Source organism: Streptococcus mitis (genome assembly GCF_902159415.1).
Classification (GTDB): Bacteria; Bacillota; Bacilli; order Lactobacillales; family Streptococcaceae; genus Streptococcus; species Streptococcus mitis_BG.
The window spans coordinates 412,126-424,158 of the sequence record NZ_CABGJU010000001.1; the positions used below are offsets into that span (position 1 = coordinate 412,126).

Consider the following 12,033-nt stretch of genomic DNA (forward strand, 5'->3'; position numbering starts at 1 on the left):
TTTAACAGGAGTCTTTTAAAATGAATAGATTAGTAAAATTAGGGCTTACATCATTTTCAATTTTTGTATTGAGTTCATATACACAATTCATTGTTAAATCTAATGATAATATAAGTACAGAAACTATTGCTATCCAAGAAAATTCGGGTTATAGTGATAGTAGCATCTCAAAACTAGAGTCTTCTACATCAAACCAAATTGATGACTCTAACAGATCATTCGAATCATCTATTGCTGTAACCGAAGAAAATAACGTAGAAACAAAACTAAATGATAATGTTATCTCTGAAGGTGGCCATGTTAACGTAGAGGGGCAGAATGCTACTATAAGTAAAGATGGGAAGAGTGTCGCTTATAGCTATATAGTTGCTTACCAGAGAATGCATACTAGTGACCATACACAAACAGTAAATGATCTTTTGATTCGTGTTCCAAAGATTAAGAATGCTACGGTACAATTCACTCTTGTTGGTACACGAGATGCTAAGGGCAATCCTATCAATGTCAATAAGCCAATGACAGAGATTAGCTTTAATGATACAGATAATTATGATCCCGAAACCTTTAATACGCCGACCGTTGAGGAACTGGAGGCAGGAAAAACACCTTACGTAGTCAATACCAGCGACTACGAATATGGTTATATGACAGATGGTAAAGTTAAATCTTATGGTTTGTTTACCAATTTTGATAAGAGTCAAGCTTACAAAGTAGAAGTCACAGTTCCAATGGAAGAAGCTAAAAAAATCAAATACTTAGCAATTGACGCTAGAATGGTTTGGAAAGCTAGTCAAGAAGGTGGTGTTAATAGCTATGAAACAGGCTCTCAAAACTTAGAAGAATATTCTAACCATTATTTTGCTGCCGACTTGGATAGTGACGACATTGGTGGTATAGGAGATCCTTCATTGATTGATGATAGTCATGTAAAGAATGGTCACCTTATAAAGTCAGTTTCAAATCCAACTACCTACATCACCCCAAATAATGGTGACTGGACAAGGATTCCTGAAGATACCAATATAGATAAATCAACTTTTTTCAATTATGTTGATAAATTTACGTTAAGAGCAAACAAGAAAGTAGTTTATTATGTATCTGAAAAAGAAGATATGGCTGACCAAGATGTATCGGCTTTATATACAGGTAATGTAATTATAGATTATCTTATCAAAGGTACTAACCAAAAATTAAAAGAAACATACAACAAGATTTCTGAATTTCCTATTTATGATTCAACTGGAGAGTTGGTTACATACAAAGTCGGAGATAATAGCATTGAACGTCCTGACAAAATAATGGTTGATGGAATCACATATCGTCTTGTTGGACTCTCGACTTCTTCTGATTCGGAAACTGGAACGTTAAAAAATGGAACAGTTCATATTACTTATGAATATGAAAAGGAAATCCTAACAACGACAGAAGAACCAACAACAACGACGACAGTAGAGCCGACAACAACAACGACAGTAGAGTCAACAACAACAACGACAGAAGAACCGACAACAACAACGACAGAAGAACCAACAACAACAACGACAGTAGAGCTTAAAACAACCACAGTAGAACCGACTCCTGGTTCAAGTTCAGAACCTGGACAGACACAGACTTCTAGTTCCGAAAAGGCAACAGAAGCAGAGTCAAAATCTGTAGCGGACCAAACAGAGCTACCAAATACAGGTGAGTCAAATTCTCAATTATTCTATACAATCGTAGCTATTCTAATGGGATTCTTTGGAATTTCACTATTAAAAGTGAAACACGATAATAAGTGAGTCTCAGTCAAAGATTTAACATGAGTCAACCCTTTGGGGCTGACTTTTTTATTTGAATGATTTGTTAAGTGAAGGTTTAAGCATTTTAAGGATGTTATGTATATTTATTACAAACAACGATTTACAATCTTTTCAAAACCTTAAATTATTCTGAACCTTTTCTTAAAGAAAACTGATATAAGGTATCTTTAAGCGATGTTCTGTATAGTTATACCATCACTAAGAAAGGAGTGCCGGTATGAACTATATAGTAATTCCAGCTTATCAACCTGATAATAAACTGATCAAACTCATCGAAAAAATCCACGAAAAGAGTGATTTTCGTATTCTAGTTATCGACGACGGTAGTTCATCAAAGTGTCAAAATATCTTTGATAAAGTAGAACAATATGCTACGGTACTCCGTCACCAAGTGAACCAAGGTAAAGGCCAAGCGCTTAAAACGGCCTTTACTTATATCCAACAACAAAATAGCTATGGAACGGTTGTAACGGCAGATGCAGATGGACAGCATAAGATTTGGGATATTTTTCGTACGGCTAACAAAGCTTCTGAAAATCCTAATAAGCTAATCTTGGGTGTGCGGGCCTTCACAGGTAAAGTACCCCTTCGTAGCCGTTTCGGAAATAGCTTAACAAAAGCACTTTTTAAGATTCAAACTGGGGTAGAAGTAGCAGATACTCAGACAGGACTTCGTGCTTTTACAACAAATCTTATTCCTTTTATGTTGAAAATAGAAGGAAATCGTTACGAATATGAAATGAACATGTTGCTTGAAGCAAGCAAAGAATATCAAATTTTAGAAGTTCCTATTGAAACAGTTTATATCAACGATAATGAGGCTTCACACTTCCGTCCTATTCGAGATGGATTGATGATTTATAAAAATATTTTTAAATTCGCCTTGTCTTCTCTCAGTAGTTTTGTTGTAGACTACCTTGTCTACGCTATTGCAATCTTGGTTTTACCAACAGTACCGACGAGTTTCCGAATTTTCCTAGCTAACGGTCTAGCTCGTGTGACCAGCTCAATTTTTAATTACTCTACAAATAAGAAACTAGTCTTTAAAAACAACGATAGCCTTGCTAAGACAGGAATGGGATACTTTGGTTTAGCAGTTGGACTCTTTATGTTAGATACTCTGCTTATTCGTCTATTCTTTACTGTATTTAGAATTAATCTCCTAATTTCTAAGATTATAGTCGGTATTCTTCTATTTATAGTCTCATGGACTTTTCAGAAGAAATTCATCTTTAAAGAAAGGACATCTACTGTACTATGAAATTTTTAAAGAAACCATATGCTTATGCCTCGGTTGTCGGTTTACTCTTGACAGGATCCTTTAGTTACTCTATGCTGAAAACCTTTGTATTAGCTGAAACTATTTCAACAGTGGCAACACCTAGCACTACTACAAATACAGCCACAGCAAGCCAAGCTGCTAAAACAGCAACAGTAACTGATTCAAGTTATAAGGACGACAATATCTCTATCAATTTGTCAGAAAAGACGGTGAATAACACCCAGGTATATGTTGCAGATGTTACAGTAAGTTCATCAGAATATCTAAAAACAGCATTTGCTCAAAACTCATTTGGAACAAACGTAACAGCTAAAACATCTGTCACTGCTGCAGATAATGATGCGATTCTAGCAGTTAACGGCGACTATTACGGTGCCAACTCTTCGGGTTATGTTATTCGTAATGGAGTTGTCTATCGTGATACTGTCCGTGAAAATTCTAATAATGGTGATTTAGCCATTTATAAAGATGGTTCTTTCAAGATTATTTACGAGAACCAGATTTCAGCAGACCAACTAGTCAAAGACGGAGTTGTTAATCTCTTAGCTTTTGGTCCTGCCTTAGTCGAAAATGGTGAAATAGCAGTAGGAAAAAACCAAGAAGTTGGACAAGCTATGGCTTCGAATCCACGTACAGCCATTGGTATTATCGACGAAAACCACTACATTATTGTTGTTTCTGACGGACGTACTTCTGAAAGTGAAGGTCTCTCTTTGTACCAGCTTGCTGAGGTCATGAAATCATATGGTGCAAAAACTGCCTACAATCTTGATGGTGGAGGATCCTCTACACTTTACTTCAACGGTCAGGTTATCAATAAACCAACGACTGGAGGAAACAAAATTTCAGAAAGGGCGGTGAGTGATATTGTCTACATCGGTTATTAATCCTAACAAAAAACGTTTTAAAAAAACTGCCATCTCTTATACACTAATTACGATTTTCTTCTTTGCTTTTTCTAGAATTTACGAAGCATTCAGTTTTGGAGAGACATCAGTTCACATGCATTACTTGTTCACCGTACCTCTGGTCGGTGGTATAATACTAGCAATCTTGCTCAAAGTCCTTCCATATTTTTCCAGAATTAGCCTTAATTTATGGAATTCGACTGTAGCTATTATTACAACAGGGACACTATTCCGTGGGATTGTCAATCTATCTGGTCGTTCTACTACACTTGATGCCCCTTACTGGTATGTAGGTATTGTTTTTGTAGTACTAGCTATTCTCTCCATTTTTATACAAACTAATCCTTTGAAAAATACAAAAAGAGTTACTCAAACCAATCACAAAGAAGTCTATGGTAAGGTATAAATAGTATTAAAAAAATAGTCGTACAGCTTATGTACGACTGTTTTTTTACGATTGTTTCTAAAATATTTTAAATAGATTACAAGTTTCTATCTTCCCCAAAAAACGCTTTTATATTTAAAATAATAATGTATAATATAATGGATAATACCCCCATTAAAAAAAAATCTAGGAAAAATAAATACAGAAAGACTGTATTTATTAGGAGTTTAGAATGAAAAAAGTAATGCTGATATGTGCGCTTTCCCTGTCGGTAGCAAGTATTTCACAATCCACTATTTTTGCTGATGAGTCTAAAGCAGCAAATAAAGATGAACAAGTTACAACATCAGTCATTAGTAGTGAACCTACAGAGCACAAAGAAGAAAATAAAAGTGATAAGGAAGCTTCACAAACTACTGTGAAATCTGAGCAGGCAAAAGAAGAGAAAAAAGATTCCAAAAAAGAAACTGAGAAAGCTCAACCAAAAGAAAAAGTAACTCAAGTAAAAAAAGAAGGATGGCAACAAGAAAACAGTCATTGGCTTTTTTACGAAAACAATCAACCTGTAATCAATTGGAAAAAGATTGGTGGAGTCTGGTACTATTTCAATCAAAATGGGGTCATGCTTAGTAATACAGTCTTTGATGATTATATTTTTAGCAAAAGTGGTGCACTAGTTGAGAATTCTTGGATAAAATTGGGTGACAACTGGTTTTATGCTTCTGAAGATGGTAAAATAGTTAAAAATAAATGGAAGAAGATTTCTGGTGTTTGGTATTATTTCAATCAAGATGGGATCATGCTGAATAACACCATTTACAATAACTATTTATTTAATGCTAGTGGTACTTTAGTAGAAAATGGTTGGGTAAAACTTTCTGATAAATGGTACTATGGAGATGCTTCTGGTAAAGTAACTAAAAATAAATGGGAAAAAATTAAAGGTGTCTGGTATCATTTTGATACTGATGGCATCATGGAAAGTAGTATCTGGAAAAATAAATATTTCCTAAAAAACAGTGGGGCCATGGCCTCAGCTGAATGGGTCTTTGATCAGAAATACAATAGCTGGTTTTATATAAAACCTGATGGAATATACGCTGAAAATGACTGGCAAGGAGCGTACTATCTTAAGTCTGGTGGTTACATGGCCATAAATGAATGGATTTATGATAAAAACTACAGTGCTTGGTATTATTTGAAAGAAAATGGTGCGTATGTAACTGGTACTTATAATATAAAAGGTAAAGATTACACTTTCCAAAGTAATGGAAAATGGATTTCTGACCAATCGTTACATTATAAAGTGAAACCAATTACGGCTTATATTTATAGTGCATCAGGTACTCGTCTGAGCTATATTAACCAAGGTAGTATTGTTACTGTCGCTGGTTCTGAAACTCAAAGTGGTAGAATACCAGTTCAAGTTTCAGGTTTGTCAGGGTATATGAATAAAAGTGATCTAACAGCAGTGAGCGCTAGCAACGAATTCATACCGCATTATACTAGTGATGGTCGCTATGTATATCATGAATTATCACCATATACTAGTATTCGAGTTGCGCCTCATCATCCTTCAATGTCAGTTGGTAAAAAATATTATTCAGCAGATGGAATTAACTTTGACAACTTCTCAATTAATAATTCTTTCCAATTTAGAGATTTAAGTAAACCGACTAATTATACTGCGGAAGAGTTAGATAAAGTATATTCTCTAATGAATATCAAAGGCAGTCGTTTAGCTGGGAAAGGGGCTATTTTTAAGGAAGCTGAAAGACGTTATCAAATTAATGCCCTATATTTAATGGCTCATAGTGCTTTAGAAAGTTCATGGGGACGTAGTCAAATTGCAAAGGATAAGAATAATTTCTTTGGTATTGCAGCCTATGATTCAACACCATACCATTCTGCTAAAAGCTTTGATAATGTTGATAAAGGAATTTTGGGAGCCGCAAAATGGATTCGAGAAAATTACCTAGACGAAGGTAGAACTCACCTTGGAAATAAATCATCAGGTATGAATGTTCTTTATGCTTCTGATCCATACTGGGGCGAAAAGATTGCTAGTATCATGATGACTATCAATAGCAGACTCGGCGATAAAGACTAAAATACAAAAACGATAACTAAACTGATTAAGTTATCGTTTTTTATACGTATTCTAGTTATGATTTTTATTTAAAATGTATAAATGAAATGCAAAAGGATTTACTTTTAAAGTAAATCCTTTTAATTTTATAATAATTAAAGACTTAAAAACTAAATCTTATCTTCCATAAGCCTAATCATTTTTAGTTTTACGAGCCTTCGCAAGAACAATAATAGATGAAACTAGAACAAGTGAACCAAGAAATGCCATAAGACTTCCTTTTCTCTCACCAGTAAATGGGAGTCCAGGTTTTTCTTCAGTTGTAGTTATTGTTGTTGTAGGTACATCTGCAGTTGTTGTCGTTGTCTTTCGTTCCTCCGTAGTCGTAACAGCAGTCGTAGGCGCTTCAGTAGTCGTAACTGTAGTCGTAGTCGGTGCTTCAGTAGTTGTTACTGTAGTCGTAGTAGGCGCTTCAGTAGTCGAAACTATAGTCGTAGTCGGTGCTTCAGTAGTTGTTACTGTAGTCGTAGTTGGTGCTTCAGTAGTTGTTACTGTAGTCGTAGTCGGTTCTTCAGTAGTCGTAACTGTAGTCGTAGTCGGTTCTTCAGTAGTCGTAACTGTAGTCGTAGTCGGTTCTTCAGTAGTCGTAACTGTAGTCGTAGGCGCTTCAGTAGTCGTTACTGTGGTAGTTGTTGGTTCTTCTTTAGTATTTACAATGGTTTTTGTTACAGCATGATCACTTCCGAAATTCTCAACATTGACAATTGTTTCAGAATCTTGAATAACATAACCTGAAGGAGCATGAGTTTCCGTCAAAATATACTTATCTTTTAATAAACCTTTAACAGTAATTTTACCATTTTCATCTGTTTCGTATTCACCGATTACTTGATTGTTGGCTTCACGTACTACTTTAAATTTAGCACCTTTAAGCGGTTGATTCTCATTATCAACTTTTTGGATATTGATTGAGTAAACATAACCAACACCAGCACCACCAGCAATTTGAACTGCAGCAGCATTGGTTACTTCTTTAACAACAACACCTTTACCTTTTAATGTAGCGTCATTCTTCAATAATTCGCCATCAACGGGTTGGTAGTTTAATCGAACATCATAATCGATTCGGTATTGATCCGCTTCAGTAATATCTCCTAAGTCAATAACAAAAGATTGTCCATCTTCAGCGACTGTAACTTTATGTTGATCTGTAACATCAACACGGTCAGAGAATTGCCATTCTCCATCTACAAATGCAAATTTACCTTTGATAACCTTAATGCTATCTTTTACGTAAGAAGCATTTGTAAATTTCAAGTGATCTTCAATTGTTACACTCTTGATGTTTTGTTTTGTACGATTGACTGAAATAGTGTATTGAACCTCTTTTCGGTCATTCTCATTAACCCAACTAGTCTTTGATAAAACTTGTGGATCTCCATCTCCGATACCTTTAAATGTAATCTTCCCGGCAGGTTTTGTTTCTTTATTAATCGTAATCTCAATTGGAATTTCTCCTTGTTGAGGGTGTTTTTTGAAATCGACACGAGCATAGAAGAAGAAAGATCCTTGAGTATCTGAGTGTTTTTCAACATAATCATTATAAGTTAAAGTAATGGACTTGTTATCAGCACTTAGTTTTGCATGTGCAATCACCTCGTTTGTATTGATATCCTTGATTTCAATATTATCAGAGTTAATCATTAGAGCATCAGGCACCGTAATTATCGTTTGATCTCCTGCCTTAACATTTTTTCCGGTTAAATTAAAATCTGCATTAAGACGGAATGTAGCCCATTGTTTTAATTCCCAGTCTAGAACTCCGCCTTCATTATTTGTTACTTTAACATTTTGGATTGTATCAACAAACTTTCCAGAAACTGAAACTTCGGGAGTTTCAGCAAAGGTGTTACTATAACCTAATGAAAGTAAAGTAGTTAGTATGCATACAAAAAATGCAATTATTCTTATTTTTTTCTTATTCATGTTTCTCCCTTTCTATTGAAGATAGAATGTACTTAACGGTTGATAAATACAGAATGATGAATTAAGTAGACAGACAACTGAAAAAATATAGGTACATTTTTAGATAAGTAACATTTCGCCTCCTTCTATTTTGATAATAAAAACTATCCTACAAAGTGAATTGTATCACAATTAAGAGTGTAGGGCAAATAATAACATAAAATAGTAAGATATTTCCGATAAATTCTAAAAAATAATAAAAAGATTGTTCATTTTTTACAAACTTTTAAAAAATTTTAACCTACACTGAGTTAAAAATTTAGTTAGGATATGAACTAAGTTTTAGAAATAAGATGTTCAATATGATATACTTAGAGCTAAGGATTGTGAAGTTATTTTAACAATCATTATTTAGATACTTTGGGATACTATTTTTATGACTTATAAATTTTTACTCTTCGACCTAGACCACACCTTGCTTGATTTTGATGCTGCTGAGGATGTAGCTTTAACACAACTCTTAAAAGAAGAAGGAGTAGAGGATATCCAAGCATATAAGAGTTATTATGTCCCTATGAATAAGACTCTTTGGAAGGATTTAGAACAGAAGAAGATTACAAAAGCGGACTTGGTTAACACTCGTTTTTCAAATCTATTTGCTCATTTTGGAACTGAAAAGGATGGCGTATACTTGGCCGAACGTTATCAGTTTTTTTATCAAAACAGGGTCAAATTTTTCCAGGGGTTGAGAATTTATTAAAAACTTTGATTCATTACGGCTATGAACTCTATGCGGCGACAAATGGAATAACCTTTATCCAGACAGGTCGTATAGAACATTCTGGTATTGCACCATTTTTCAAGGAGATATTTATTTCAGAACAACTTCATACTCAAAAACCAGATGCTGAGTTTTATGAGAAAATTGGGGCTCTAATCCCTAACTTTTATAAAAACCACGCCCTTATGATTGGTGATTCTTTATCAGCTGATATTCAAGGGGGAAATAATGCTGGTATTGATACGGTTTGGTATAATCCCCATCATCTGGAAAATAAGACACAAGCCCAGCCAACTTATGAAGTTGACTCTTATCAATCTCTGCTAGAACTCTTAGATAAACTGTAAAAAGTGGTTACAATAGCCGCTTTTTGCTATAATAGAGGCAGTATAAACGAAGGAGAAAGCAATGGAACACTCATCCTGGCACGCCTTGATTAAGGAGCAATTACCTGAGGGTTATTTTGGGAATATCAATCACTTTATGGAGCAAGTTTATACTCATGGAACTGTATATCCACCAAAAGATAAAGTTTTTCAAGCTCTTTTGACAACTTCTCTAGAAGAGGTTAAGGTGGTTATCCTTGGTCAAGATCCTTATCATGGACCAGGTCAGGCGCAGGGATTGAGTTTTTCTGTTCCAGATAGTATTCCAGCACCTCCTTCCTTGCAAAATATTTTAAAAGAACTTGCTGATGATATTGGAGTTAAAGCATCCCATGATTTGACAGCTTGGGCTGATCAGGGAGTTTTACTTCTCAATGCTTGCTTGACCGTTCCTGCTGGGAAAGCCAATGGTCATGCTGGTCAAATATGGGAGCCTTTCACGGATGCCGTGATTCGGGTTGTCAATAATCTAGATAGACCTGTAGTCTTTGTACTCTGGGGTGCTTATGCACGTAAGAAAAAGTCATTGGTAACAAATCCTCAACATCTGATTATCGAATCAGCCCATCCAAGTCCCTTATCCGTTTACAGAGGATTTTGGGGTTCCAAGCCTTTTTCCAAGGCCAATGCATTCTTAAAAGAAACAGGACAAGAGCCAATTGATTGGCTTAGATAAGGAGAGAATATGCCTCAGTTAGCGACGATTTGCTACATTGATAATGGAAAAGAACTGCTCATGCTTCATCGCAATAAAAAGCCTAATGATGTCCATGAAGGAAAATGGATCGGTGTCGGTGGAAAGATTGAGCGTGGTGAAACACCACAAGAATGTGCGGCTCGCGAAATTTTAGAAGAAACGGGTCTGAGAGCCAAACCAATTTTAAAAGGAGTCATCACTTTTCCTGAATTTACTCCTGACTTAGACTGGTACACCTATGTATTTAAGGTAACTGAGTTTGAAGGAGAGTTGATTGACTGTAATGAAGGGACTTTAGAATGGGTTCCTTATGATGAGGTTTTGAGCAAACCAACCTGGGAAGGAGACCACACCTTCGTAGAGTGGCTTTTAGAAGATAAACCCTTCTTTTCAGCTAAGTTTGTTTATGATGGTGATAAATTATTGGATACCCAAGTGGATTTCTACGAATAAAGGAGAAAGCAGATGTTACTAATTAAAAATGGTCGAGTAATGGATCCTAAGTCTGGTTTGGATCAAGTGTGTGATGTCTTGGTTGAAGACGATAAAATTGTCAAAATTGCACCACAAATTAGTGAAAAAGGTGCAGAGGTCATTGATGCAACTGGTCTTGTAGTTGCGCCTGGCTTGGTGGATATCCATGTTCATTTCCGTGAACCTGGTCAAACTCATAAAGAAGACATTCATACAGGAGCACTAGCAGCAGCTGCAGGTGGATTTACAACTGTCGTTATGATGGCTAATACTAATCCAACCATATCCGATGTTGAGACTTTGCAGGAAGTTCTTCAATCTGCGGCAAAGGAAAAAATTAATGTTAAGTCTGTAGCAACGATTACCAAGAACTTTAATGGCCAAGACTTAACTGACTTTAAGGCGCTTTTAGAAGCTGGAGCCGTTGGTTTTTCAGATGATGGTATTCCTCTTGAAAGCAGTAAAGTGGTCAAGGAAGCTATGGAAGAGGCAAAAAAACTCAACACCTTTATCAGCTTACATGAGGAAGACCCTGGCTTAAATGGTACGCTTGGTTTTAACGAAAACATTGCTAAAGAACACTTCCATATCTGTGGGGCAACAGGAGTTGCTGAGTATGCTATGATTGCACGTGACGTTATGATTGCCTATGCAACAAAAGCTCATGTTCATATTCAGCATTTATCTAAAGAAGAAAGTGTTAAAGTAGTAGAGTTTGTTCAAGGTCTAGGTGCCCAGGTAACAGCAGAAGTAGCTCCACAACATTTTTCTAAAACTGAAGCTCTTCTCTTGACCCAAGGAAGCAAAGCAAAAATGAACCCACCTTTACGATTGGAATCAGACCGCTTGGCTGTTATCGAAGGACTAAAATCTGGAGTCATTTCCGTGATTGCGACTGACCACGCGCCTCACCATGTAGATGAGAAGAATGTCGAGGATATCACTAAAGCACCATCAGGTATGACTGGTTTAGAAACTTCTTTGTCACTTGGTTTAACCTACTTAGTCGAAGCTGGCGAGCTAAGCTTGATGGAATTATTAGAAAAAATGACAGTAAATCCAGCAAAATTGTATCATTTTGAAGCAGGTTATTTGGCTGAAAATGGTCCAGCTGATATCACTATTTTTGATCCTAAAGCAGACCGTATCGTAGAATCACATTTTGCTTCAAAAGCATCTAACTCCCCATTTATCGGTGAAGAGTTAAAAGGTCAAGTTAAATATACTATCTGTAAGGGACAAATCGTTTACCAAGCAGATTAAAACT

The 12,033-nt window shown here is 35.8% G+C and carries 9 protein-coding genes and 1 pseudogene; 9 read left to right on the forward strand and 1 reads right to left on the reverse strand.

The window, feature by feature from the left end; translation table 11 throughout:
• Positions 1–20 precede the first annotated feature (20 nt).
• The 5 genes from FN031_RS02070 (at position 21) to FN031_RS02090 (ending at position 6,484) form a co-directional block, all read left to right on the forward strand.
• A complete protein-coding gene (locus FN031_RS02070) occupies positions 21–1,778 on the forward strand; it encodes an LPXTG cell wall anchor domain-containing protein (RefSeq protein ID WP_142557185.1) in 1,758 nt (585 codons plus the stop codon).
• Positions 1,779–2,016: 238 nt separating this feature from the next.
• Positions 2,017–3,060 carry a bifunctional glycosyltransferase family 2/GtrA family protein gene (locus FN031_RS02075; RefSeq protein ID WP_142557186.1) on the forward strand — a complete coding sequence of 348 codons (1,044 nt, stop codon included), beginning with the start codon at positions 2,017–2,019 and terminating at the stop codon, positions 3,058–3,060.
• Entirely contained in the window at positions 3,057–3,968 is a 912-nt protein-coding gene (locus FN031_RS02080) for a phosphodiester glycosidase family protein (RefSeq protein ID WP_142557188.1), read from the forward strand. Before FN031_RS02075 ends, FN031_RS02080 begins: the two co-directional genes overlap by 4 nt.
• On the forward strand, positions 3,949–4,395 hold the full coding sequence (locus tag FN031_RS02085; protein WP_185928425.1) for a hypothetical protein: 447 nt from the start codon (positions 3,949–3,951) through the stop codon (positions 4,393–4,395). The genes FN031_RS02080 and FN031_RS02085 overlap by 20 nt, the downstream gene beginning before the upstream one ends.
• Positions 4,396–4,606: 211 nt before the next feature.
• Positions 4,607–6,484, forward strand: a complete 1,878-nt coding sequence (locus FN031_RS02090) for a glucosaminidase domain-containing protein (RefSeq protein ID WP_142557192.1) — start codon at positions 4,607–4,609, stop codon at positions 6,482–6,484.
• A gap of 171 nt (positions 6,485–6,655) precedes the next feature.
• On the opposite strand, the gene FN031_RS02095 is transcribed toward FN031_RS02090, so the two are convergent.
• Positions 6,656–8,449 carry an LPXTG cell wall anchor domain-containing protein gene (locus FN031_RS02095; protein ID WP_142557194.1) on the reverse strand — a complete coding sequence of 598 codons (1,794 nt, stop codon included), beginning with the start codon at positions 8,447–8,449 and terminating at the stop codon, positions 6,656–6,658.
• A 415-nt stretch (positions 8,450–8,864) separates the two neighbouring features.
• Between FN031_RS02095 and FN031_RS02100 the strand changes: the two are divergent.
• The 4 genes and pseudogenes from FN031_RS02100 to FN031_RS02115 all read left to right on the forward strand — a co-directional run bounded on the left by FN031_RS02100 (position 8,865) and on the right by FN031_RS02115 (position 12,029).
• Positions 8,865–9,556: pseudogene (locus FN031_RS02100) on the forward strand (YjjG family noncanonical pyrimidine nucleotidase).
• Positions 9,557–9,617: 61 nt separating this feature from the next.
• Positions 9,618–10,271 (forward strand): uracil-DNA glycosylase, encoded by a 654-nt coding sequence (locus tag FN031_RS02105; RefSeq protein WP_142557196.1) that lies wholly within the window; start codon positions 9,618–9,620, stop codon positions 10,269–10,271.
• Between the two features lie 9 nt (positions 10,272–10,280).
• Positions 10,281–10,745, forward strand: coding sequence for an NUDIX hydrolase (locus FN031_RS02110; RefSeq protein ID WP_142557198.1), 465 nt, complete (start codon positions 10,281–10,283; stop codon positions 10,743–10,745).
• A 12-nt stretch (positions 10,746–10,757) separates the two neighbouring features.
• Positions 10,758–12,029 carry a dihydroorotase gene (locus tag FN031_RS02115; protein ID WP_142557199.1) on the forward strand — a complete coding sequence of 424 codons (1,272 nt, stop codon included), beginning with the start codon at positions 10,758–10,760 and terminating at the stop codon, positions 12,027–12,029.
• The last annotated feature ends 4 nt before the right edge of the window (positions 12,030–12,033 follow it).

Excerpts from the sequence above, each read along its gene's own strand:
- FN031_RS02070 (WP_142557185.1), top strand. The coding sequence starts at position 21 with ATGAATAGATTAGTAAAATTAGGGCTTACATCATTTTCAATTTTTGTA.
- FN031_RS02075 (WP_142557186.1), top strand. The coding sequence starts at position 2,017 with ATGAACTATATAGTAATTCCAGCTTATCAACCTGATAATAAACTGATC.
- FN031_RS02080 (WP_142557188.1), top strand. The coding sequence starts at position 3,057 with ATGAAATTTTTAAAGAAACCATATGCTTATGCCTCGGTTGTCGGTTTA.
- FN031_RS02090 (WP_142557192.1), top strand. The coding sequence starts at position 4,607 with ATGAAAAAAGTAATGCTGATATGTGCGCTTTCCCTGTCGGTAGCAAGT.
- FN031_RS02095 (WP_142557194.1), bottom strand. The coding sequence starts at position 8,449 with ATGAATAAGAAAAAAATAAGAATAATTGCATTTTTTGTATGCATACTA.
- FN031_RS02105 (WP_142557196.1), top strand. The coding sequence starts at position 9,618 with ATGGAACACTCATCCTGGCACGCCTTGATTAAGGAGCAATTACCTGAG.
- FN031_RS02110 (WP_142557198.1), top strand. The coding sequence starts at position 10,281 with ATGCCTCAGTTAGCGACGATTTGCTACATTGATAATGGAAAAGAACTG.
- FN031_RS02115 (WP_142557199.1), top strand. The coding sequence starts at position 10,758 with ATGTTACTAATTAAAAATGGTCGAGTAATGGATCCTAAGTCTGGTTTG.